Below are 24639 nucleotides of genomic sequence, written 5' to 3'. Positions count from 1 at the left end.
ACCGCCCCGGCGCGCATCGTCGGCCGCGCGCTGCTCGCGCGCTTCCTTGAAGATCGCGCCGATGCTTTCGTTCTCTTCGCCTTCCTCGCCCGCCGGAATCTCGCGCGGCGTGCGCGGCAGCGCGACCAGCAACTCGGCGTCGACCGGCGCGGTCGGCAGCTTCTGCTCGATGTAAGCCTCGATGTCCGGCAGGCTCATCGCGTAGCGCTCGCAGGCGAAGCTGATCGCGTCGCCCTCGGCGCCCAGACGCGCGGTGCGGCCGATGCGGTGCACGTAGTCTTCCGCGTCGAACGGCAGGTCGTAGTTGTACACGTGGCTGACGCCGTCGATATGCAGACCGCGCGCGGCCACGTCGGTGGCGACCAGGATTTCCAACTGGCCCTTCTGGAACTTGTTGAGCAGCGACTCGCGCTTCTTCTGCGGCACATCGCCGGACAACACGCCGACCCGGTAGCCGCCGCGTTCCAGCGAACGCGCAACGCGCTCGACCCAGGCCTTGGTGTTGACGAACACCATCGTGCGCGCGCCTTCCGAGCGCGACAGCAAACCCAGCAGCAGCGGGATCTTCTCTTCGTCGGAGGGGAAGTAAACCTTCTGGCGGACCCGCGCGGCGGTGACGGTTTCGGCCTCGACCACCAGCTTTTCCGGCTCGTTCATGTGCTCGTAGGCGAGTTCGAGCACGCGGTGGCTCAAGGTCGCCGAGAACAGCAAGGTCTGGCGCTCGGTGCGGATCGGCATGCGCCGCAGCAGGAAGCGGATGTCCTTGATGAAGCCCAGGTCGAACATGCGGTCGGCTTCGTCGAGCACGCACATCTCGCAGGCGTGCAGCGAAACCACCTTGTGCTGCTTGACGTAGTCGATCAGGCGGCCGGGCGTGGCGATGATGACGTCGGCGCCCTTCTGCAGCAGTTCGCGCTGCTTGTCGTAATCCACGCCGCCGTAGACCAGGGCGAACTTCAGGCCGAGGTCGGAGCCGAACTTGACCGCGTCCTTGTGGATCTGGATCGCCAGCTCGCGGGTCGGGGCCAGGATCAGCGCGCGCGGATCTTCCGGCTTGCGCTCGGCCAGCGCCGGGCGGGTCAGCAGGCGGTTGACCACCGTGACCAGGAACGCCAGCGTCTTGCCGGTGCCGGTCTGGGCCTGGCCGGCGACGTCGCGGCCGGTCAGCGCGATCGGCAAAGTCAGCGCCTGGATCGGCGTGCAGCGCGAGAACCCGGCGGACTCAAGCCCGGCCAGCAAGTTCGGATGCAGGTCGAAGGAGGAAAACGTTACATCGGTTAAAGGCTTGTCGCTCATGCGTTTCGGAGATCCGCGCCGGTTCGGCGTCGTAGAGTGTCGCTTGCGTGGGTGGCGTCGGCGAAGCAGACTGCCGGGGCCGAACCGGCACCCGTTTTGCACTGGGCAGACCGACTCGATGAGACCGTGGCACGGCGCATTCTTTCCGGCCTGAGGCCTTGAAGGTGCCGCGAAACGCCCCAGTTTAGCGTAAGCCCCCGCCCGGCATGGCCTGCCCGGGCATTCCGTTCAAGATTAGCCAGGACCGTATGGTCTGGCACCGCGCAGGAGACCCCCGTGAGCGAAAAAGTTGTGCATGCCGGCGATTCCGATTTCGACGCCACCGTGCTGCAGTCGTCCGAACCTGTCCTGGTCGACTTCTGGGCCCCGTGGTGCGGCCCGTGCAAGGCGATCGGCCCGATCGTGGAACAACTGGCCGAGCAGTACGAAGGCAAGGCCAAGGTGGTCAAGGTCGACGTGCAGGAATTCCCGTCGCTGGGCGTTCGCTACAACGTGCGCAGCATCCCGATGCTGCTGATGTTCAAGGACGGCCAGGTCCACTCCAGCCAGCTCGGCGCGCCGCCGAACATCAAGTCCCTGCTGACCCAGATGATCGACAAGGCCATCTGAGGCCCGTCACCGATTCGGCATGACGCTTGCGCCCGGCCCGGGCGCAAGCGCTCCGGGCCTTGCCCGGCAACGTGAACGGTATGGCCCGGGAAGCTTGCCGCCACGCTACAGCAGTGCTAGTTTCGCAACACCCGGCGTCGGACCTCGCGTCCCCGCGCCGCACCCCGTCTGCCGTACCCCGTCCAGATACTCATCATCAACCCACGTCCCTGACGTCCCGCTCGCCTGATGCGAGCGCTCGCCGCTTAGCGAGGAACCTCCGCTTGTCCGATAAGACCCCCGACGCTGGCGATGCCGCCGAAAAGCGCGTGCGCAAACCGCGCGCCAGCAAAGCCGCCGATGCCGCTCCCGCGGTCGTCAGCGATGCCAGCCCGCTGATCCCCGCGCCCGTCGCCCCGGCGCCCGCCGCCGAACCCGCCGCGCCGCGCGCGCCCAAGAATCCCGCTCCGGCCGCCGCCGCCGGCGAGTCCGCTCCGGCCGCCTCCGGCGCCGCCGAGACCGCCGCGCCGCAAGCCAGCAATGGCCATGAAGGCGGCGGCAACCCGCACAACCCGCAATCGCAGCAGCAAGGCCAGAACCAGGGCCAGCAGCGCGACGGCGGCTTCAACAACGACCGCGGCGGCAATCGCCGCGACCGCTTCCGCAATCGCCGCGATCGCGACCGCAACAACCGCCAGCAACAACGCGGCGGCGGCGACGATTTCAACGACAACGGCAACGGCGAGAACTTCGTCCCGCGTCCGCACCCGCAGGTGCCCGAGGGCTTCCCGCAGTACTCGCTCGGCGATCTCAAGCGCATGCCGGCGCCCAAGCTGCTGGACCTGGCCGACCAGCTCAGCATCCAGGAAGGCGTCGCCCGCGCACGCAAGCAGGACGTCATCTTCGCCCTGCTGAAGGTGCTGACCCGCCACGGCGAAGGCGTCGCCGCCGACGGCGTGCTGGAAATCCTGCCGGACGGTTTCGGCTTCCTGCGCGCGGCCGAGGCCTCCTACCTCGCCGGCCCGGACGACACCTACATCTCGCCCAGCCAGATCCGCCGCTTCAACCTGCGCACCGGCGACCATCTGTCCGGCCGCATCCGCTTCCCCAAGGACGGCGAACGCTACTTCGCGCTGTCGGTGGTCGACAGCATCAACGGCGAGCCGCTGGAAGCGTCGAAGAACAAGGTTCTGTTCGAGAACCTGACCCCGCTGTTCCCGCGCCGCAAGTTCAAGCTCGAGCGCGGCGACGGTTCCACCGAAGACATCACCGGCCGCATCCTCGACCTGATGGCGCCGCAAGGCAAAGGCCAGCGCGCGCTGATCGTCTCGCCGCCCAAGGCCGGCAAGACGATGATGATGCAGCAGGTCGCCACCGCGATCACCCACAACCATCCCGACGTCCACCTGATCGTGCTGCTGGTGGACGAGCGTCCGGAAGAAGTGACCGAAATGCAGCGCACCGTGCGCGGCGAAGTGGTCTCCTCGACCTTCGACGAACCGGCCGCGCGCCACGTGCAGGTCGCCGAGATGGTGATCGAGCGCGCCAAGCGCCTGGTCGAACACAAGAAGGACGTGGTGATCCTGCTCGACTCGATCACCCGTCTGGCCCGCGCCTACAACAACGTCGTGCCGTCCTCGGGCAAGGTGCTGTCGGGCGGCGTCGACGCCAACGCCCTGCACCGTCCCAAGCGCTTCTTCGGCGCGGCGCGCAACGTCGAAGAAGGCGGCTCGCTGACGATCATCGCCACCGCCCTGATCGACACCGGCAGCAAGATGGACGAGGTGATCTACGAAGAGTTCAAGGGCACCGGCAACTCGGAAGTCCACTTGAACCGCCGCATCGCCGAAAAGCGCGTGTACCCGGCGATCGACATCAACCGCTCTGGCACCCGCCGCGAAGACTTGCTGATCGAACCGGAGTTGCTGCAGAAGATCTGGATCCTGCGCAAGCTGCTGCACGGCATGGACGAAATCGGCGCGATGGAATTCCTGCTGGACAAGATGAAGACCACCAAGTCCAACGACGAGTTCTTCAGTTCGATGAAGCGCTGAGTTCCGCCGACCAAGGCTTTCGGGCCCTCCGACAGATCGGGAGGGCTAGAACAGTCGAAAGGGTCATACCGGAGTTTGACTCCCAACCTTGACCACCAAGCAGCCAGAAGCCCCCTCACCATGAAGGTAGGGGCTGATGAGCAAGACGCAGTACCTGCAGCGCCTCGGGCAGTCCTGGTATCTGCGGGTCAAGGTGCCCCGGGCCCTCCAGGGTCACGTGGGCAATACACACCTACGACGCGCGCTGGGCACGCGCGACCTCGACGAGGCCTTGCGCCTCAAGTGGCCCGCGCTGGCCCAAATTCGGGCTTACCTAGAAGCGCTGCCATCGCCCCCGCACTCCAATCGGCCGCTTCTCTCTCACCGATGCATCCGGTCGGCCTGAATGGAACGGGGTGGGGTCACAGTGCTTTCGACTCTCCTATCCACACGCTGGCGATCCAGGATGACTCCGGCAACGCGGACTAGCTGCAGCTGTCTCGCCCCAAAAATCTAGTCTGCAGTTAATTGCAAATCCCATGCGCCTCGGCTTCGCCCCGGGGCCACTGTCATCTTGCGCCACGGCACGACTGCAGTGCCACGATTGTCTGGCTCACCAGGCCGGGAGCATCGCCGCCCAACGCCTTTGCCAAAACGATCGGAGTTGTGAGCGTCGGCTGCCAGAGGCCGCGTTCCAGCACAGAGATATAGGTACGGTCCAGGTCGGACTCTAGGGCCAAATCCTCCTGCGAAATCCCACGGCCGACACGCACTTGGCGCAGAACCTCATCGGAGCGCATTGCATTTGTTTGCAGTCCTGGCCTCTACTCCGACCTTGCAATCAATTGCAGAACTCTGCTCCTCAAGCGGCTACCGACTAGAACTGCCTTCGCAGTCACTATGAAGCAGCGCAGGATTCCAGTCGTCCGGCCACCCCGGCGCCGTCAGTTGCGCCCCAACATGGCTGCATCCTTTCCGATAACGGTGAGTCAGCCGTTTGTTGTGGTGCCTTACGGTGGGGTCAATCGTCGAACCATCTCTTCGATGACTGTGTATTTGATCGCTCGCAAGCAGCGCATTTCCCCAAGCAGCCTGGGACCGATGTTCAGCACCCTCGGCAGCAGAGCATTCTGCGCTTCTGCCGCTTCTATCAGCGACTCAGCCTCACTTAAGATGCTGTCTCGCATCCACGCCAGCCGATCCTGCGCGTGCTTCCGAGTTAGCCTCAGCACTGCCCCAGCTTCGACCAGCAAGCCGAAGTTCAAATCCGAGAATCTCGTTGCACCTAGAATTGGCCAGGACAATAAGGATGCCAACGGCCATCTATCCCGCTCATAAGCCATGGACTCATAGCAAACCGTGCTGAGCAGGTCGTAATGCGGGGCCAAATTCACACCCTCGGCGTCGACCAAAAAGCTCAAGTTCTTCAGGTGAGCATCGCTATTGCCGGTTAACGCATTGAAGATCAACCAGTCGTAGAGCCGCCAGCGTGTCTTGAGCTTGTAGCGGCAAAGTTCCGCGATCCTGGCAAGTATCTCGACGCTGCCTTGTTGATACTTGAACTGACGATCGAGATTGAGCAATTGGCACGCGTCGATTGCATGCAGCCGTTGCACGCCCTGTGGCGACTGCCTCCGGTCGAAGCGCTCGATCAAGTAGACCGGTTCGGGCACGTAGCGACGATCGACGGCCGGAACCTCCAGTCCCATTTGCTTTGCCAGCCGCATCACAAACCATTCATTGGCGACGCTGTGCGGGTAATCGGCTCCAGGATGATCTGGCTTGAGGATGTGCGTTGACGGCTCTGATCCGACCGGCTGCAGCAACTGCCCATCTCTCACGATCACCGCAAGCTTGTGCTGGGCGCCGGCCAAAGACATCCGTTTCGCCGCACCCGACGCCAGTGACTGCTGCGGCATGGCACGGATGCGTGCCGATAGGTCTGCGTCCGACAGCCCGATGGCGTCGCCGGCGGCTATTGGGATATTGGGTGGCAGCAACGTCAGCGAACCAGCCGACTCCGACCCGTAATAGCTCAACAGGCCGAATGCATCGGCGTCTGTGATCTTGGCGTCAGCGGCCATCAGCCGACGCTGCACGTCCTCCGGCAGCAGATTGTCGAAGTACCACTGCACTGGGCGCACTGAAGAACCATCCAAGATGGACGCTTCGGATAGCGGCAATGCTGGGGATAGCGGGAAGCGGTCAGCGCGCCGCAACCACTCTGGCGCGTAGGCGAACTCCCACACACCCGCGGATTCGGAGAGCACGCCAACCTGCTGCCCGTCGATGCTGGCGTCCAATTGACGCGGCGGATAGTGAAGTCCGTCGAGGGTGACGACAGTAATAGCGCTATCGCTCACAAGTTCTGCCTGCTCTTTTTGCGCGCTTGGACGGTCGCCACCACCGCATCGGGAACATCTACTTCAACGTACAGCCCCAGCTCTTTAAGCACCTCGAATAGCTTGCCCCACTGAACAGATTCGCTTCCCCTTTCGACCTTGCTAAGGAAGTTCTCACTCACGCCGACGCCTTCGGCGGTGGCGTCTTGGCGCAGCCCCTGGTTTTTGCGCATGGCTTTGATGAGCGGCCCCAGTTCGCCGGCAGTGCTCAGCCTGATCTTCACGGATTAATCCTCGCTTTCGTGCGGATTTAGAGGCCAAGAGGTACTTATACAGCCACTTTCCTTACAAACAAGAGGATTTTCATCAAATGTCTTACGAACTTAAGGAATCCCCCCCTTAAATCCTTACAATCATGAGGAAAAATCGAAACTGCGACCTAAGACCACGAGAAATCCTCGCTTTTGTGAGGATTTCATCGCGCTGAAGAAGCGATCGCCCAATCGCAAACTCGTTGCAACCCTGAACTTGCGATCAGACGAACTGCAATCGCAGCAGAGTGAAGCAACTCGGACGGGGATTTCGGGCAGCCCAAGGATCTGTCTATGACGGGCAGCCGTAAGAGTCGATTCGTTGCACGGCAAGTGCGGGCGGCTGTGCAATCAATTGCAAAAAATCCGGCACCCGAGGAAAACCCACATGGCCGAGGCAGCAAACGGCCTTTCGAAATCGTAATGAAGATTCGATAGAGCGCCCAGACGAGCCATCGGCCTTGCGAAAACGCCCCGCGCTGCGGGGCGTTTTCGTTTTCGCCGATGCCTCCGGCGCGCCGGGTCAGCCCAGCGCGGTATCGAGCACCATCATCAACACGAACCCGATCATCAGCCCGGCAGTGGCGAAACTCTCGTGCCCCTTGCGATGCGATTCGGGAATGATCTCGTGGCTGATCACGAACAGCATCGCGCCGGCGGCGAAGCCCAGTCCCCACGGCAACATCGCGTGGGAGTGGCTGGTGATCGCCGCGCCCAACACCGCGCCGATCGGTTCGACCAGGCCGCTGGCCGCGCCGATGAACACCGACAGCCAGCGCCGGTAACCGGCCGCCAGCAGCGCCACCGCCACCACCAAACCTTCCGGAACGTCCTGAATCGCGATGCCGATGGCCAGCGCGTTGGCGCGCACCGCGCCTTCGTTGCCGGCGTAACCGACGCCGATCGCCAAGCCTTCGGGCAGGTTGTGCAGGGCGATGGCGAACACGAACAACCAGGTGCGGCGCAACTTGCCCGGCGATTGGCCTTCGCGGCCCTTGATGAAGTGTTCGTGCGGCAGCAAGTGATCGATCGCCATGATCGCCGCGCCGCCGAGCAGCACCGCCAGACCGATCACGATGCTGGCGCCCTTGGCGCCGCCGCCGAACGCGTTCGCGGCCTGCGCCGCGGCCAGGCCCGGAATGATCAGCGAGAACGCGCACGCCGCCAGCATCACCCCGGCGCCGAAGCCGAACAGGATGTCCTGGGTGCGGTCGGACAGGCGTTGCGAGAACAGCACCGGCAGCGCGCCCAGCGCCGTCGCCAGCGCCGCGACCGAGCCGCCGAGGAACGCGTCGCGGACCGCGGGGTCGCTGTCGATGTAGCGCCAGATGTCGGACACCATCGCCACCGCGCCGAGCGCGAGGATCGCCAGGCCGAACCATTGCGCCACGCTCAGACGCCGGCCGAACACGCTCACGCCGCGCTCGCCCGCGGCAGCGTCCGCGCCGGAATCAGCGTCGCGCCGCTGCATACCGCCTCGCCACTTCCGCCCAATCCACCACGTTGTAGAACGCGGCGATGTACTCCGGCCGGCGGTTTTGATACTTCAGGTAGTACGCGTGCTCCCACACGTCCAGACCGAGCACGGGCACGCCGCCGGAACCGATGCCGACCATCAGCGGGCTGTCCTGATTGCCGCTGCTCTCCACCGAAAGCCGGCCGTCCGCGCCCACCACCAGCCACGCCCAGCCGCTGCCGAAACGGGTCAGCGCGGCCTTGGTGAAGGCCTCCTTGAACGCGTCGAAGCCGCCCAGATCCGAGTCGATCGCCTGCGCCAACTCGCCTTGCGGCAAACCGCCGCCGCCCCGCTCCGGCGGCGCCATCACCGTCCAGAACAGCGTGTGGTTGGCGTGGCCGCCGCCGTTGTTGCGCACCGGCGCGCGCAAGGCTTCGGGCAAGGCGTCGATGGCGACGATCAAGGTTTCCGCCGGCACGTCTTCGTATTGGGTGCCCTGCACGGCGGCGTTGAGGTTGTTGATGTAGGCCTGGTGATGCTTGCTGTGATGGATCTCCATCGTCTGCGCATCGATATGCGGTTCCAGCGCGTCGTAGGCGTAGGGCAAGGCGGGAAGCTGGTGCGGCATCGTCGGTTTCCGGAAGAAGTGAGGGAGAAGAAAACGCGGGAGGTCAGTGCAGGCCGGCGCCCAGCGACGACAACGCCGTCAGGCTGTCGCGCAGCGTGGTTCTGGAGCGCGCGCATACGCCGTGGCGCGCTTGCCAGTCGAGCAAGGCGAAACGGGTGCGGCTGAGGTGATGCAAAGCGCAGCGGCGCTCGGGTTCGTGCGCGCGCGGGTCGGCGGCGATGCGGGTCAGCGCTTCATGCGCCAGGCACAGATGCTCCAGCGCGGCGTCGGTGTCGCGGCGTTGGCGCTGGACTTCGGACAGATTGTGGTGCGCAACGACCAGGGCGGCGAGGCAGTCGTCCGGCGACTCGGCGAGAGTGGCGCCGGCGGCCAAGGCGACGGCCGCCTGCAGCGCCTGCCGGTACAACCGCAGGGCCTGCGCGTATTGGCGTCGGTCGAACGCCGCATTGGCCCGGCGGGTCAGCTCTCGCCATTGGGCGAGGCCGGCTTGCGCGTCCGGGTGCGGTATCGGTTCGAGAGTGGACTGCGTACGCATGGGCGGCTCCTCGGTTGCAAGGGGCCCTTTGCGTGACGACTCGGTGCGTACTCAGGCGCTGCGATGATAGACACGCGCCGCCTCATCCGTCCAGCCGCCGCACGGCGCGGCCGCCGCGGATGGCTGGAACTGTGCGTCGCATCGGCAAGCGTTAATGCCCGATCCGGCGGCGGCATAAACGACAACGCCCCGCATCCGCGGGGCGTCGTGGTGTCGAGCGTCGGCGATTGCGCTGCCGACCCGGGCGGTCGCGCTTACAGCCCGCGGCCGCTCTGCGCCTGTGTGGTCTGGGTCTGCGCCTCGTTGTTGGCGGTTTGATGCGCGACCAGCTTGCTGCTGGTTTCCACGCTCTGCTGCGAACCGCTGGCGACATCGATCGCGACCATCCGCCGGGTCGGCGAATCCAGATCGCCCTGCACCGCGAACACGCGGCTGCCGTCCTTGCTGGCGACCAGATGATCGACCTGGGTCAGCCCGCCTTCACGGGTAGCCGGAATCAACGCGGCCGCCAGATTCTTCTGCTGCTGTTCGTTGAGCTTGCCTTGCAGCTCGGTGCCTTTGACCTTGTCGAGCAGGTCGCGGTACTGGCCGTTGAGCGCGTTGGCGCCGCTGGTGAGGATGCCGGCCAGACGCAGGCCTTCCTCGACCGCGCCGCCGAGCTTGTTGGTGTTGCGGTTGGCCGCTTCCTGCTGCGCCGCCGGCAACAGATAGGTGCCGCGCTCGCGGTCGCCGTCGCGATCGCGCACGTAGCGTTTGACGTCCTTGAGTTCAAGATCGAGAAACTCGCGCGCCGAACCCTTGGCCGCCTGCGCCAACAGCATCTGCTGCTGCTCGCTCAACTTGCCCAGCCCCTGACCCGAGGCCAGCGCCTCGACCAGCGAATCGGGTTGCACTTTCTGCTTGAGGAATTCCAGGAATCGCTCGCGCGTTTCCGGGTTCTGGCCGATGCCGTCGAGAATCCGGGTGGCGGTGGACAGGGCGTTGCCGGCGTCGGTGGGCATGCCGGCGATCTGGCGCATCACCCCGGTGATCGCGCGCTTGGGCTCCATGCCCTCGGCGAACGGGAAACGCTCGCGGAATTCGTTCCATTGCGGCGCCAGGATCGCTTCGCGCACGTGCTTGATCAGCTCGTACGCGCCGGCGGCGAAGGCGACCACGGCCAGGCCGACCGGGGCGATGCCGATCAGGCCGCCGACCAGTCCGGCGTTGCGCGCGCCCAGCAGCATGGCGACGCTGCCGATGTTGCCGGCGGTCTTGAAGCCGCCGCTGAGCAGGTCGAACGCGGCATCGACGCGATCGTCGGTGTCCAACGGCTTGCCGGTGATCGGGTCGCGGCCGTTGAACACGCGGGTGGCGTTGTTGCCGATTTCCTTGGCGCCGCCGACCACTTCCTTGATCGCGCTGTAGCGTTCCAGGATCTTCGCCGCGTCGCGCTCGCGCCCGCTGCGGCTGGCGAATTCCAGCACCGCGCTGAGCGCGACCGCGTCCAGCGGCTTGCCGTCGCGCTGGGCGGCACTGCCGGCCTTGATCGCCGCGTCCAACGCGTCCAGGGTCTGGGCGACGTCGTTGTGGCCGCCGGTGAGGGCGAGTTGCTTGAGTTCGCTGATCGGCCGATCCACCGGAGCGGGCGGCTGAGTGTCGCGGTGGGCCGACCAGGTCTTGGCGTAGTCGGCCAGCGAGGTCTGCAGGTCCGACGGCATCGCCACCGCATAGCCGTGGAACGGCGGCGACACGCGCGCATCGCCGCGGGTTTCGCCGGGATGCAATTTCCAGTTCAAACCGACATCGGCCAGTGCGCCGCCGGGCAGGCCGGCGGCCTCGACCGTGGCTTCCAGGGTGTCCTCGTCTACGGTCAGGCCGTTGCGCTGCAGCGCGTCGGCGACGACCGCGCGCAGCACGGTGTCGCGCGACCATTCGTCGTCGGCGGGCAACAGCGCGGTGTAGGCGGTGCCGGGGGGTTGCGAGGTCGCCTGGCCGGCGTACCAGCGGCGAGCGGCGGGGTCGCCGACCGGGCGGGACCCGGGCGGCGCGATCGAATCGACTGCGGCATTCATAGACACTGGCTCCTTGTCGGTGCTACTGCTTCACGAGTCGCCGAGCCCGACTAGGGAGTGCGGGTGCTACGGGTGGCGGAGGGTTCGGTGGTTGCTCATCATGCCCCGGGCCGGGGTCGAGGACAATTCGGGGGCGGATGGACGGGCGCGGGCGATCGCACCCGAAACCCCGGGCGCCAGGACCGGCCCGCGCGTCTTGCCGCCTGTTTCGGCCGGCACCGGCGAATCGCCCGGACCGGGCACGCGAACGCCGCCACGATCTTCATCGAGGAGATCGAAATGCGCGGACGGATAGTCGATGAGTTCGGGATTGCACGCGCTGAGCATCAGCGCCAGCAGCATCGCTGCGACGGTCTTCATGGTCACCTCCTTGTACGACGACGGACGGCTCCTGCCAGACACCGGCCGGGTTGCGGCCGACGTCGTCCGTCATTGTCGCCAAGCGGGGTCGCACAGCCCGCGACCGCTCACAGAAGATGTGCGTTGTCGTAACGCAATACCGATCACGAGTGTGGCCGCGTCGGCATCGCGGCAGGCCGATGACGTGGCGATTCGCCAGGCCCCGGCCCCATGCGAACCGCGATCAGCCCTGCGACAGCGGCGTCAGCAAGCGCGGCCCGCTGCCGCCGGCCATGCGCATCTTGCCGCCCGACACCGCGTCCACACCGGCGGTGTCCTCGCCCTCGGAAGCGCGCCAAGGCGCGCTCTGACGAGGACCCGGGACATAGGCTTCCCAGTGTCCGTAAGGCGCCGGCCTGCTGCCCAACTCGAACTCGACGGGCACCCGCACCGACCAATGGTCGCTGTCCACCTCCGGCCCCCGCGTCGGAGGCGCGAAACGCCAATGTTTGGCAGCCGTCAAACTGGCATCGGCGAAGAGTTTTCGCAGGTTATTCATCTGCTGCTCGTTGCCGATCGCTTTCAGATTGACCTGCTCGGCAAAAACCTCCTCCACATTGCCGTTGCGGCCGATGCGGGCGACCAGATAAACCGTCGCCGGCGCGCCCGCGTAAGCGGCCACGCTCGGATACACCGGCGACTGCAGCGACACCTGCTTGGGCATTTCGTCTGCCGGCGTTTCACCGAAGACGGCGCTGACGATGCGCACGGCGAATTTGTCCGCGCCCTCCTCCGGCGCGGGGCTCGCGACCACGCGCAGTTGCATCGTGGCGGTGCCGGCAAAGGCCTGGCCGAGCTTGCGCGGACCGAACCGCCACTTCGATGCCGAGTCGCGAACTACCGCGCGAACCAGTGCCGGCACTTCCTTCTCTCGATCGATCTGCAACGATCGCACTTGTCCGTCGTCGGCGATGGAGATCTTGCCGGAGAGCAACATGCTCCGCTCCATCTGCTTGCGCAATTCGGTCACATACTTGCTGGCGCCGAACGCGGGCGCCGCCAACGCGGCCAGCAGCAAGGTCGCCGCGGTGTATTTGATCGCATTCATTCTTGAAATCCTTTTGTCATGACCGGCCGCGGCGCGAGCCCGACGATTGAAATAACGGCTGTCGGCATCCATAGCAAACTCCCGACGTCAGCCATCCGCAGGCGCGGACGTTACCACTAGAACGCATCGTCGCCTCGCGTCCCCCCGGACAGTCCGCGCCCGCGCAGGCCATAATTCAGCTTCAGGAGGTGCCCATGCACGGTGGCGGTCTAGAACTTGCGTTGTTGTTTCTGCTCGCCGCGGTCATCGCGGTGCCGGTGTTCCGCAAGTTCGGGCTGGGCGCGGTGTTGGGGTATCTGGCCGCAGGGGTGGTGCTGGGGCCGTACGGGATCAAGGTGATCGCCGACGCCGAGCCGGTGCTGGCGGCTTCGGAAATCGGCGTGGTCATGATGTTGTTCGTGATCGGCCTGGAACTGTCGCCGGCGCGGCTGCGGGTGATGCGCAAGCCGGTGTTCGGCGCCGGCGGTCTGCAGGTGATCCTCAGCGGCATCGCCTTGGGCGCGCTGGCGATGTTCGGCGGGCAGATGGGCTGGAAGGCGGCGACCGTGGTCGGCCTGGGTCTGGCCTTGTCCTCGACCGCGGTGTGCCTGCAGTTGCTGTCCGAACGCAAGGGTCTGTCCGCCGATTACGGCCGGCTGGCGTTCGCGATCCTGCTGTTCCAGGACTTGGCCGCGATTCCGCTGCTGGCGGCGATTCCGCTGCTGGGCAAGGCCGCGGCGGTGGAAGGCCTGAACTGGATTTCGGTGGCCAAGGCGGTCGGCGCGATCGCCGCGGTGGTGTTCGGCGGGCGGGTGCTGTTGCGGCAGGTGTTCCGGGTGGTCGCGCGTACCCAGATGCCGGAGGTGTTCACCGGTGCGGCGCTGCTGACGGTGCTGGGCTCGGCCTGGATCCTGCAGACCGCCGGGCTGTCGGCCGGCCTGGGCGCGTTCCTGGCCGGCGTGCTGTTGGCCGACTCGGAATTCCGCCACGAGCTGGAATCGCAGATCGAGCCGTTCAAGGGCTTGTTGCTGGGCCTGTTCTTCATGGCCGTGGGCATGAGCATCGACCTGCAGCGGGTGCTGGCCGAGCCGTTGCTGATCGGCGCGATCGTCGCCACTTTGCTGGCGGTGAAGTTCGCGCTGCTGTTCGGGGTGGGCATCAGCGCCGGCGGCCTGGACAAGCGCGGCGCGTTCCAATTGGCGACGGTGATGTCGCTGGGCGGCGAGTTCGCCTTCATCGTGTTCAACGAAGCGGTCAAGGCCAATCTGCTCGACGATCCCACCCGCGACCGCTTGATCGCCGCGGTCGGCGTGTCGATGGCGCTGACGCCGCTGCTGATGATCGCCGCGCAGCGCATGCTCGATGCCGCGCCCGCGCCGAAGGAAAAGCGGCCTTACGACGAAATCCCCGACCATCATCCGCAGGTGTTGATCGCCGGCATGGGCCGCTTCGGCCAGATCGTCGCGCGCTTGCTGGTCGCGCACCGCACGCCGTTCATCGCCATCGAGAACAGCGCCGAGCAGGTCGACTTCATGCGCCGCTTCGGCAACATGATCTATTACGGCGACCCGGCCCGGCCGGAGTTGCTGCGCTCGGCCGGCGCGGCCCAGGTCAAGATTTTCGTCATCGCCATCGACGACCGCGACAGCGGTATCCGCACGGTCCGCACCATTCGCCGGCTGTACCCCAAGGCCAAGGTGTTCGCCCGCGCGCGCGACCGCCGGCATGCCTGGGATTTGATGGACCTGGGCGCCGAACCGATGCGCGAGACCTTCCATTCCAGCCTCAAGTTGGGCGAGGAAGTGCTGGTCGAGCTGGGCGTGGAGGCGGAGATCGCGCGCGATCACGTCGAGCGTTTCCGCGAACTCGACGAACGCATGCTCAATGCCCAGTACCTGGTGCACGACGATGAGGACGCGCTGATCCAGACCGCGCGCGATGCGCGCAAGGAACTGGAGGAGTTGTTCAACGCCGACCGCGGCGAAGGCGTGCTGGCGGGCATGGTCGACAAGCAGGCGACGACGTTGCCTGGGGACAATACGACGCGGCATTGAGGCCGCGTTTCGGCATCGGGTTTACGTCACAGGGGCGGTGTCGCGGCCGCGGCTCGCCGCTCCTGCAGGCAGGCCATGCCGCCGCGCTGTCGCGATTGCAGACTGTAGGAGCTGCGCAAGCTGCGACCGCGGATGCGCAACGATTGCGAGAGTTTCGTCGTAGCTGAAGTTTCGCGGTCGCGGCTCGCGCCGCTCCTACAGGTAGGTCATGCAGGAGCGGCGCGAACCGCGATCGCGTCGATCGAACAACGGCGACACCCGAATCAGGCGAGCGAACTCAGCTGCCCGGCCCGCGCAGGAACCTCGCCATCGACACGCCGCCGTTGTTGTTGCCGTTGGCGGGGCCCGCCGGGGCGAACTCGGCGGCGATATCGACGAAGCCGCGCATCACCGCGATCTCGCGCGGGGTGCGGTTGAGCGCGTCGCGCACGTCGGGATTGGCGCCGTGGCGCAACAAGCGCTGGACCACCCGCAACAGGCCATGCAACGCGGCCAGATGCAGCGGGCCGAACCCGCGCGGGTCCTGCACTTCCAGCGACGCTTCGTGATCGAGCAGCAGTTCCAGGCCGGCGATCAGCACGTCTTCGTCCGCGGCGGTGCCCGGTTCGGCGCGCGCGCCCAACAACAGCAGCAAGGGCGTGGCGCCCGCGGCCGATTGGTCGGCGTCGACGCCGGCCAGCAGCAAGGTGTCGAACAAGGCGACCAGACGGCTGCGGTCGCGCGCGGTGAAGCCGAACATCGCCGCGCAATGCAGCGCCATCCGACCCTGGGCGTCGCGGGCCTGCACGTCGGCGCCGGCGGTGAGCAGGCGCGCGGCCAGATCGGTCAGGCCCAGCGCGCAAGCCACCATCAGCACGGTCAGATCGCCGGGCAGGCGCTGTTCCAGCGACGCGCCGGCGGCGACCAGACGGTCGACGATTTCGCCGTGGCGCATGCTGACCGCGGCCGACAGCGGCGTGGCGCCGGAGTTGGCCGCGCGCTGCGGATCGGCGCCGCGCGCCAGCAACAGATCGACCACCGCGCGATGGCCGCCGCCGGCGGCGCGCAGCAGCGCGGTGCAGCCCTGGCTGTCGGGGCTGTCCACCGCCAGACCGAGATCGAGCAAACGCCGCACCGCGTCGGCGTCGCCGACGATCGCCGCGGCCGGCACGTCGGCCGCCTGCAACGGGCGCTTGGGCAGCGGCCAGCCACGCCAGTCCAGCCAGTCGGCCAGATCGCGCCGGCCCGAGGCCAGGGCCACGCCGAGCGGGGTCTGGCCGTCGGCGGCGAGCAGATCCGGGGTGGCGCCGTGCGCGACCAGGCGCTTGAGCATGCCCTCGCGGCCCAGAGCGGCGGCCAGATGCAGGGCGCTCATGCCGTGGCTGTCACGGGTGTTCAAGTCCACGCCGGCAGCGAGCAGGCGTTCGAGCAGCCGCGACCAGCCCAGCCGCACCGCGATCGCCAGCGCCGGATCGCCGTTGCCGGTGCGCGCGAACGGATCGGCGCCGCGTTCGAGCAGATCCACCGCGAATTGTTCCAGCCCGCGCGCGGCCTGATCGCCGGCCGAGCAGGTCGCCAGGAACCGGGCCAGGCCGCCGCGACCGGCCGGCGACACGCCGTGGCGCAGCAGGGCTTGCAAGGCCGGCAGCGACTCGGGGGCGCGATCGAGCAGGGCGAACAGCACCGTATCGCCGGCGGCGTTGCGCACGTTGGCGTCGGCGCCCTGGCCGAGCAGCCAGTCGATCCGTTCCGGGGTCGGCGCCTGGCCGTCTTCTTCGTGCAGTTGCGCGCCCAGTTCGGCCGGGCTCAGCAGCTTGGCCAGGCCGGTGAGTTCGGAAGCGCGGCCGTCGCGCAGGCCGTCGCGCAACAGCGCGGCGGGCATGCGGTCGACGATCACCCGCTCGCCCTCGGGCGCGTCGCTGTCGCCTTCGCCGCTGACCGCGGCCGGCAATGGATAGGCGCGGTCCAATGCCGCCACCAGCGACCAGCGCCCGGCTTCGGCGGCGCGATCGACCGCGCGCTTGCCCTGGCGGTCGCGCAGCTCGGCGTCGATGCCCAGATCGAGCAGACGCACCACCAGCGGCGGCGAAGCCGTTTCGGCCTGGCAAGCCAGGATCAGCGCGCTGGCGCCATCGGCATCGACCGCCTTGGCTTCGTTGACGCCGCCCTGCGGCAGGTGTTCCAGCAACCGTTCCAGCACCGCGGCGCGGCCGCCGCGCGCGGCCTCCAGCAGCGGGGTGCGCTGCTGGCTGTCGATCGCGTTGGCATCGGCGCCGGCGGCCAGCAGGGTCGCGACGATGTCCAGATGGCCGGCGAAGGCGGCGGTGTGCAGCGCGCTGCGGCGCTGGGCGTCGCGGGCGTCGATCCGCGCCTTGTGCTTGAGCAGCAGCTGCACGCCGGCCGGATCGTCCTCATCGCCGCCGGCCGCGGCCAGCAGCGCGGGCGCGCCGCCGGGGTGTTCGGTCTTGGCGCCGCGTTCGAGCAGGAACTTGGCCAGCCGCCAGTTGCCGCTGGCGCAGGCCACACCGAGCGGGCTCAGGCCGTCCTGATTGAGCGGTTCCAACTCGGCCTGGGCGTCGCGCAACAGCGCGGCCACGCCGGGGTCGGAACTGCGCGCGGCGTGGTGCAGCGGGGTGTTGCCTTCGTGATCGGCCAGGCGCGGATCGGCGCCGTTGGCCAGCAGAGTCATGACCGCGTCGGGGCGGCCGTGCCAGCTGTCGCGGGTGGCGGCCAGCAGCGGGGTCATCCCGGCGTGGGCGGTGTTGAGGTCGACGCCGTGGGCGATCAGCGCGCGCAGCAGGCGCAGGTCGGGCAGCACCGCGGCCAGCACCGGCAGGCTGCGGCGGTCGCGGTCGTCGCCGACCGGGTCGGCGTTGACGTCGGCGCCCTGCTCGATCAGTTCCAGCGCGCGCTCGACCTTGCCGGCGCGGGCGGCGGCGTACAGCGCCGGCACCAGTTGCGCGTCGGCCAGCGGCTCGCCGCCCTCGCCCAGCTCGTCGGCGTATTGCACGGTGTCGAGTTCGGGATCGAACTCCGCGCCCGGCAACGCCTGCGCCGGGGCGATCGATTGCAGCAACACGTGCAAGCCCGGCGAGGCCAGCGCGAACACCACCGCCAGCGCCCAGCGCGCGCCGCCGGACAGCAGCCCCGGCCACGCCAGCAGCACGATCAGGCCGGCCAGGCCGGTGACGATCGCGGCCACGCCCAGGCCGCGCCAGGCGCCCAGATCCAGGTCCGGCAGCCGCGCCCACTGCGGCGGCAACGCGGTGCCGTCGCGCTCGGCGCCCTGCCACAGCGGCCACAGCCGCCACAGCCCGAGCAAGACCAGGCCGGCGACCACGCTCAAACCGAGCGCGGCCAGCAGCGAGCCGCTTTCCAGCAATGCGCTCAGCGGCCACGCCGCCAGCGCGGCGGTCGCCGCGGTCGCCCCGCCCCACAGCCCGGACAGGCCGAGCAGTTCGGCCTTCCATTGCGGGGTCTGCTCGCGCTGGCGCCACAGCCGCGCCGCCAGCGCGAACGCCGGCTGCGACAACGCACCGGCGATCAAGGCCACCACCGCGCCGACCGCGCTGCCGCCGAAACCGGTCGCCAGCGCCAACACCAAGCCGGCGCCGAGCGCCAAGGCGAATCCGCGGGACAACCCGCGCGGGCTGGGAGCGTCAGGCATCGGGCTTGGGGACCTCGCCGATCACCGGGGGGAGTTGCAGATGGAAGCCGCGGTTGGCCAGATTCTCGCGCACCGTCGCGGCGTCGGCGCGGGCCAGCTTGCGCTGCGCGCTGAGCTCGACTTCCAGCACGAACTGCAGCGAGCCCAGTTGCGCGCGCACGGGTTTGGGGAGACGCTCGAAATCGTCGCGCGCGCTCAGGTACACGTAGGTGTCTGCCTTGCGGAGGCTTTTATAAACGTAGGCTTGCATGGGGCGGGCGATACAGCCGGGGGAGACTGTTTTTCTGCGTCGCAGATGTGATGCACAGCATACCTTCCCGTTTGCGCTACGCGAACTTTCATGTTCAGCGCAAGGCGCAGGGCGGGGTGTTAGGCCGCGATGGGCCCCATTCGCCCCCTTCGTCCAATTCGCCCCCTTTGCAAAAGGGGGCTGGCGCCTGCGCTGGGCCGGGAAGCCGGAAGTGCGGCTGCGCCGGGGGATTTGCTCGGGCGCTGGGCGTAAGAGCAAATCCCCCCTAGCCCCCCTTTTTCAAAGGGGGGAACGGTCGGGGGGCGGGGATGCGGGGTTAGTGGTAGCCCACATCGGCCGCGATCTTCCCGCTGAACACCCGATACGACCAATACGTGTAGCCCAGGATCGCCGGCAGCAGCACCACCAGGCCGACCAGCACGAAGCGCTGCGAAGACGTCGGCGAGGCGGCCTCCCAGATCGACAGCCCCGGCACGATGTTCGGCCAGATGCCGGCCACCAGGCCGATGAAACCGAGCACGAAGAACCCCAGCGCGTACAGGAACGGATGGCCGTCGCGGCCCTCGCGCATCACCGAGCGCCACAGCACCCAGGCGTTGGCGATCACCAACAGCGGCACCGGGAACAGCCAGTAGAAATTCCCGCCCTCGAACCAGCGCGCCATGATCCGCGAGTCCAGAAACGGCAGCCACGCGCTGACCAGGCCGATGAACACCGCCACCACCAGCACCAACGGCCGCGCCAGGGTCCGCGCGACCGCCTGCATCCGCCCCTCGGTCTTCAGGATCAACCAGGTCGAACCCAGCAACGCGTACCCGAACACCACCGCCGCGCCAGTGAGCATCGAGAACGGGCTGAACCAATCGAACACGCCGCCGACGTACTTGCCCTCCTGCATCGGCATGCCTTCGACGATCGCGCCGAGAATCACCCCCTGCGCGAACGCGCAGAACAGCGAACCCAGCGCGAACGCCGCGCCCCACGCCGACTTGGCGCGCTTGGCCTTGAAGCGGAACTCGAACGCCACCCCGCGGAACACCAGCGCGATCAGCATCAGCAGCACCGGCAAGTACAACGCCGACAACACCAACGAGTACGCCTTGGGAAACGCGGTCAACAAGCCGACGCCGCCGAGCACCAACCAGGTTTCGTTGCCGTCCCAGATCGGCGCGGCGGTGTTCATCATGTGATCGAGCTGTTGTTCGTCCTCGGCGAACGGGGCCAGGATGCCCAGGCCCAGCACGAACCCGTCCAACAGCACGTACATCAACACGCCGAAGCCGATCACGCCGAACCAGATTACCGGCAGCCAGTATTCCATCGTCTTACTCCGTCTTGCCGCCGCGCGCATGCGCGCCGGCTTGGCTGGCCGCGCTCATGCGCCGGCCTCGCTGGATTCGTCCGGCACCGACAACGGTCGCGCCGGGGTCTTGTCGCCCAGTCCGCTGCGCGGTGGCGGTTCGTGCGGATGCGGGCCCTTGCGGATCAGCTTGACCAGGTAGCGGAAGCCGGCGCCGAACACGGTGAAATACACCACCGCGAACACGATCAGCGAGGTCATCACGCTGGCCGCCTCGACCGGACTGACCGCGTCGGCGGTGCGCAGCAAACCGTAGATCACATACGGCTGGCGGCCGATCTCGACCACGTACCAACCGGCCAGGATCGCCACGAAACCGCTCATGGTCAGCACCCGCCAGCCCCACAGCGCCGCGCGCGACTGATACAGCCGCTTGCGCCACATCAGCCACAGCGAAAACACCACCAGCGCCAGCATCGCCATGCCCAGCCCGACCATCACCCGGAACGCGTAGAAAACCGGCTTCACCGGCGGCCGCTCGCTGGCCGGCACCGACTTCAGCGGCTGGATGTCGCCGTCCAGAGTGTGGGTCAGAATCAGGCTGCCGAGCTTGGGTATGGCGATCTCCAGATCGTTGCGCTCGGCTTTCTCGTTGGGCACCGCGAACAGAATCAGCGGCACGCCTTCGCCGGGCGGCTTGGATTCCCAGTGCGCTTCCATCGCCGCGACCTTGATCGGCTGATGCTCGCGCGCGTTCAAGCCGTGCAGATCGCCGACAAAGATCTGCGCCGGCACGGTGATCGCGGCGAAGATCACCGCCGCCTTGAGCATGCGTTTGCCGGCTTCGACATGGATGCCGCGCAGCAGATACGAAGCGCCGACGCCGCCGATCACGAAGCAGGTGGTGATGAACGCCGCCAGCACCATGTGCGCCAGCCGGTACGGGAAGGACGGGTTGAACACGATCGCCCACCAATCGGCCGGCTCGAACACGCCGTTGACGATGGTGTGGCCGGTCGGCGTCTGCATCCAGCTGTTGGCCGAGATGATCCAGAAGGTCGAGATCAAGGTACCCAGCGCGACCATGCAGGTGGCCAGGAAGTGCATGCGTTCGTTGACCCGGTTCCAACCGAACAGCATCACCCCGAGGAAGGTCGCTTCCAGGAAGAACGCGGTCAGCACCTCATACGCCAGCAGCGGCCCGAGGATGCTGCCGGCCTGCTCGCTGAGCACCGCCCAGTTGGTGCCGAACTGGAAACTCATGACGATGCCGGACACCACGCCCATGCCGAAGGACACGGCGAAGACCTTGGTCCAGAAGAAGTACAGATCGCGCCACAAGGTGTCGCGCGTGCGCAGCCAGCGCCATTCCACGAACGCCAACCAACTGGCCAGGCCGATGGTGAAGGCGGGAAACAGGATATGAAACGAAATCACGAAGCCGAACTGGATTCGCGACAACAACAAGGCGTCCACGTGCATTGCCTCCATGGCGCGCGACTACGCGCCAGCGGGTTCATTTTGCGCCGCAACATGCACCGGTAACGGCGGGTGGGTGGAATCACATAAACCGCAAAGGCGGTGAGCGTGGCGTGGTGGCGGGCGGAACGGATTCGCGCTTATCCGCCGTGTCGCGTCGTAAACGTGTGGGAACAAGTGCTTGCGCGGAAGTCGGTGGCGTCGATGTTTCGGGATTGCGTCGCGTTTCTCGGCTTGGGATCGATGGGGTGTGCGACAAAACGCGGCGGTGCGGCGCGTTCGCAAAATCGCCGCTTGCGAGGATTTTGTTCGCTCACGGCTGCTCACCTGAGACGTTTTGTCCAGTGGATTTTTGCGATTCTTTTTTTGGAAACTCAGACTTTCCCTTCTTCCGCTTGCGGCGACCGAAGGGAGTGCAAGGCTGAGAAGGTGCCGGGAGGGCGGATGAGGGCGGCGGCCACAACGCTAACTGTCGTGCCCTCACCCCAACCCCTCTCCCGCAAGCGGGAGAGGGGCTATCAAATTCTGGGAGAGGGTTGGGTCGAGCCCTTCTCCCGCTTGCGGGAGAAGGTGCCCGAAGGGCGGATGAGGGCCCGCGGCCGCAACGCCAACTGTCGTGCCCTCACCCCCTCCTCTCCCGCGAGCGGGAGAGGGGCTTAAGCGCGGCGGGAGGGGGGAAATCGGCTACCCAAATCGCCGATCAGGCAAATCCGCGCGAACCAGTACAGCCACAACGCGTATTCACCCCAATCCCATGACCAACGGCCGGCCCGTCGCCCCGCCCCGGACTGTTACCCTGCGCCCTCTTTTGTCCCTAGAGCCCGTTCGATGCGCATCTCCTACGCCACGCTCGCCGCCCTGCCGCTGGCGCTGCTCGCCAGCGCCGCTTTCGCGCAGGCGGCCCAGCCGCTGACCCTGGCCGACACCATGGCCGACCCGGATTGGATCGGCCCGCCGGTCGAACGCGCCTGGTGGGCCTGGGACGGCCAGCGCGTGCAGTACCAGCTCAAGCGCGACGGCGGGATCATCCGCGACACCTGGCAGGCCGGCGTCGCCGGCGGCGCGCCGCAGCGCCTGGACGGCGCCGCGCGCTCCGACCTCGACGCGATCGACCCGGCCTACGACGCGCAACGCGCGCGCATGGCCTTCGTCCGCAACGGCGACGTGTTCGTGCGCGATCTGCGCAGCGGCGCGCTGACCCAGGTCACCCGCAGCAACGAGATCGAATCGCGCCCGCAGTTCGGCCAGAGCGGCAACCTGATCTTCCGCGCCGACAACCAGTGGTACCAGTGGCGCGCCGGCCAGGGCGTGAGCCAGGCCGCGCAAGTGCGCGCCGAAAACGACCCGGCCAAGCCGCCCAAGGCCGACACCCTGCGCGATTACCAACTGGCCACCATCGACACCCTGCGCACCGCCCGCGCCGCACGCGACGCCGCGCGCGAGCAGGACGACGCCTGGCGCAAGAGCGACGGCAGCCGCGCGCCCAAGCCGGTGTATCTGGGCGATGAGGTCGAAATCGTCGACAGCGCGCTCTCGCCCGACGGCCGCTACGTGCTGGTGGTGACCCAGGCCAAGAAGGGCGACGCCGGCACCGCCGGCAAGATGCCCAAGTACGTGACCGAATCGGGTTACGAAGAATTCGAGGAAGTGCGCACCCGCGTCGGCCGCAACCCGCCGCTGCCGCAGAAGCTGTGGCTGGTCGACGTGGCCACGGCCAAGGCCAGCGAACTGGCCTTCGACAAGCTGCCCGGCATCGGCGTGGATCCGATGGCGGCGATGCGCAAGGCCGCCAAGCTCGATCCGCTCAAGGGCGACCGCCCGGTGCGCATCGCCAGCGAAGGCAACGGCGAGGACGCGGCGATCCATTGGAGCCAGGACGGCCGCCACGCCGCGGTGCTGGTGCGCGCGATCGACAACAAGGACCGTTGGCTGGCCTCGGTCGATCTGGCCAAGGCCACCCTCGACACCCGCCACCGCCTGACCGACAAGGCCTGGGTCGGCTGGGACTTCAACGAGTTCGGCTGGCTCGCCGACGGCGGCCTGTGGCTGCTGTCGGAACAAAGCGGCTACTCGCATCTGTACGTCAGCGACAACGGCGGCGCGCCGCGCGCGATCACCTCGGGCCAGTGGGAAGTCTCCCAGCCCACCCTCGGCGCCGACGGCAAGACCTTCTTCTTCCTGTGCAACCGCAAGTGGCCGGGCGACTACGAAGTCTGCGCGGTCGACCGCGGCGGCGGCGCGGTGCGCGAAGTCACCGCGCTGGACGGCGTGGAAAGCTACGCGGTCTCGCCCGACGGCGCCAAGCTGCTGGTGCGCTACTCGCAAAGCTACATGCCGCCGCAAGTGGCGGTGGTCGGCATCGACGGCGAGAACACGGCCAAGCTCACCGACACGCGCAAGAACGAGTTCAAGAGTCGCGAGTGGATCCAGCCCGAGTACGTGCAAGTGCCGTCCAAGCACGGCGCCGGCACGGTCTGGGGCAAGTTCTACGGGCCGAAGAATTACGAGCCCGGCAAGAAGTACCCGATCGTGATGTTCGTGCACGGCGCCGGCTATCTGCAGAACGTCAGCAACCGCTACCCCAATTACTTCCGCGAGCAGATGTTCCACAACCTGCTGGTGCAGGAAGGCTATGTGGTGCTGGATCTGGACTACCGCGCCTCGGAAGGCTACGGCCGCGACTGGCGCACCGCGATCTACCGGCAGATGGGCCACCCGGAGCTGGAAGACTATCTGGACGGCCTGGACTGGCTGGTCGACAACAAGCAGGGCGACCGCGACCGCGCCGGCATCTACGGCGGCTCCTACGGCGGCTTCATGACCTTCATGGCGCTGTTCCGCGAGCCGGGCAAGTTCAAGGCCGGCGCCGCGCTGCGCCCGGTCGCCGACTGGTCGCAGTACAACCACGAGTACACCAGCAACATCCTCAACACGCCGGAGCTTGACCCGGAGGCCTACAAGAAGTCTTCGCCGATCGAGTACGCCGCCGGTCTCAAGGACAATCTGCTGATCGCTCACGGCATGATCGACGACAACGTGTTCTTCAAGGACTCGGTGATGATGACCCAGCGCCTGATCGAGCTGCGCAAGGACAAGTGGGAAATCGCGCCGTATCCGCTGGAACGCCACGGCTTCGTTCACCCCGACGCGTGGTACGACGAATACCGCCGCATCCACGAGTTGTTCAATCGCACCTTGAAGTAAGCGCCGCCCCGCGCCGCGCTTGCCGCCGACGCCCGCC

The 24639-nt window shown here is 67.1% G+C and carries 19 protein-coding genes; 5 read left to right on the top strand and 14 right to left on the bottom strand.

Annotated features, from left to right (window positions below; genetic code table 11):
* Positions 1-1296: ATP-dependent RNA helicase RhlB (rhlB, locus tag V7787_RS45940; RefSeq protein WP_336094391.1), on the bottom strand; the 1296-nt coding region annotated here is incomplete at its 3' end.
* Positions 1297-1572: 276 nt separating this feature from the next.
* On the opposite strand from rhlB, the gene trxA reads away from it, so the two are divergent.
* The 3 genes from trxA to V7787_RS45925 all read left to right on the top strand — a co-directional run bounded on the left by trxA (position 1573) and on the right by V7787_RS45925 (position 4323).
* A complete protein-coding gene (trxA, locus tag V7787_RS45935) occupies positions 1573-1905 on the top strand; it encodes a thioredoxin (RefSeq protein ID WP_336094390.1) in 333 nt (110 codons plus the stop codon).
* Positions 1906-2702: 797 nt separating this feature from the next.
* Positions 2703-3938 (top strand): transcription termination factor Rho, encoded by a 1236-nt coding sequence (gene rho, locus V7787_RS45930; RefSeq protein WP_336094392.1) that lies wholly within the window; start codon positions 2703-2705, stop codon positions 3936-3938.
* A 136-nt stretch (positions 3939-4074) separates the two neighbouring features.
* The gene (locus tag V7787_RS45925) at positions 4075-4323 is read left to right on the top strand and encodes a DUF6538 domain-containing protein (protein WP_336094389.1); all 249 of its coding nucleotides are present in this window, start codon (positions 4075-4077) and stop codon (positions 4321-4323) included.
* Positions 4324-4486: 163 nt separating this feature from the next.
* Here the strand turns inward: V7787_RS45925 and V7787_RS45920 are convergent, their stop codons facing one another.
* The 9 genes from V7787_RS45920 to V7787_RS45880 all read right to left on the bottom strand — a co-directional run bounded on the left by V7787_RS45920 (position 4487) and on the right by V7787_RS45880 (position 12762).
* Positions 4487-4717 carry a helix-turn-helix transcriptional regulator gene (locus V7787_RS45920; RefSeq protein ID WP_336094388.1) on the bottom strand — a complete coding sequence of 77 codons (231 nt, stop codon included), beginning with the start codon at positions 4715-4717 and terminating at the stop codon, positions 4487-4489.
* A gap of 210 nt (positions 4718-4927) precedes the next feature.
* On the bottom strand, positions 4928-6280 hold the full coding sequence (locus V7787_RS45915) for a HipA domain-containing protein (RefSeq protein ID WP_336094387.1): 1353 nt from the start codon (positions 6278-6280) through the stop codon (positions 4928-4930).
* Positions 6277-6543, bottom strand: a complete 267-nt coding sequence (locus tag V7787_RS45910; protein WP_336094386.1) for a helix-turn-helix domain-containing protein — start codon at positions 6541-6543, stop codon at positions 6277-6279. Before V7787_RS45910 ends, V7787_RS45915 begins: the two co-directional genes overlap by 4 nt.
* Before the next feature lie 550 nt (positions 6544-7093).
* On the bottom strand, positions 7094-8041 hold the full coding sequence (locus tag V7787_RS45905; RefSeq protein WP_336094384.1) for a ZIP family metal transporter: 948 nt from the start codon (positions 8039-8041) through the stop codon (positions 7094-7096).
* The gene (locus V7787_RS45900) at positions 8022-8654 is read right to left on the bottom strand and encodes a superoxide dismutase (RefSeq protein ID WP_336094383.1); all 633 of its coding nucleotides are present in this window, start codon (positions 8652-8654) and stop codon (positions 8022-8024) included. Before V7787_RS45900 ends, V7787_RS45905 begins: the two co-directional genes overlap by 20 nt.
* A gap of 43 nt (positions 8655-8697) precedes the next feature.
* On the bottom strand, positions 8698-9189 hold the full coding sequence (locus V7787_RS45895; protein ID WP_336094382.1) for a DUF2753 family protein: 492 nt from the start codon (positions 9187-9189) through the stop codon (positions 8698-8700).
* Positions 9190-9443: 254 nt separating this feature from the next.
* Complete coding sequence (locus V7787_RS45890; protein ID WP_336094381.1) at positions 9444-11243, bottom strand: XVIPCD domain-containing protein; 1800 nt, start codon at positions 11241-11243, stop codon at positions 9444-9446.
* A 66-nt stretch (positions 11244-11309) separates the two neighbouring features.
* Complete coding sequence (locus V7787_RS45885; RefSeq protein ID WP_336094380.1) at positions 11310-11603, bottom strand: hypothetical protein; 294 nt, start codon at positions 11601-11603, stop codon at positions 11310-11312.
* Positions 11604-11826: 223 nt separating this feature from the next.
* On the bottom strand, positions 11827-12762 hold the full coding sequence (locus tag V7787_RS45880) for a hypothetical protein (RefSeq protein ID WP_336094379.1): 936 nt from the start codon (positions 12760-12762) through the stop codon (positions 11827-11829).
* Positions 12763-12878: 116 nt separating this feature from the next.
* Between V7787_RS45880 and V7787_RS45875 the strand changes: the two genes are divergently transcribed.
* A complete protein-coding gene (locus tag V7787_RS45875) occupies positions 12879-14723 on the top strand; it encodes a monovalent cation:proton antiporter-2 (CPA2) family protein (protein WP_442965365.1) in 1845 nt (614 codons plus the stop codon).
* A 277-nt stretch (positions 14724-15000) separates the two neighbouring features.
* Here the strand turns inward: V7787_RS45875 and V7787_RS45870 are convergent, their stop codons facing one another.
* The 4 genes from V7787_RS45870 to V7787_RS45855 form a co-directional block, all read right to left on the bottom strand.
* Positions 15001-18369, bottom strand: a complete 3369-nt coding sequence (locus V7787_RS45870; protein WP_336094377.1) for an ankyrin repeat domain-containing protein — start codon at positions 18367-18369, stop codon at positions 15001-15003.
* On the bottom strand, positions 18362-18619 hold the full coding sequence (locus V7787_RS45865; RefSeq protein WP_336094376.1) for a YcgL domain-containing protein: 258 nt from the start codon (positions 18617-18619) through the stop codon (positions 18362-18364). The genes V7787_RS45870 and V7787_RS45865 overlap by 8 nt, the downstream gene beginning before the upstream one ends.
* Before the next feature lie 316 nt (positions 18620-18935).
* The gene (gene cydB / locus V7787_RS45860; protein WP_336094375.1) at positions 18936-19940 is read right to left on the bottom strand and encodes a cytochrome d ubiquinol oxidase subunit II; all 1005 of its coding nucleotides are present in this window, start codon (positions 19938-19940) and stop codon (positions 18936-18938) included.
* 54 nt (positions 19941-19994) lie between these two features.
* Entirely contained in the window at positions 19995-21401 is a 1407-nt protein-coding gene (locus V7787_RS45855) for a cytochrome ubiquinol oxidase subunit I (RefSeq protein ID WP_336094374.1), read from the bottom strand.
* 825 nt (positions 21402-22226) lie between these two features.
* Here V7787_RS45855 and V7787_RS45850 point away from each other — a divergent pair.
* Complete coding sequence (locus tag V7787_RS45850; RefSeq protein ID WP_336094372.1) at positions 22227-24602, top strand: S9 family peptidase; 2376 nt, start codon at positions 22227-22229, stop codon at positions 24600-24602.
* Positions 24603-24639 lie beyond the last annotated feature (37 nt).

The sequence above is a fragment of the Pseudomonas sp. CGJS7 genome, assembly GCF_036961695.1.
This window is presented reverse-complemented; position numbering and strand designations above follow the sequence as displayed.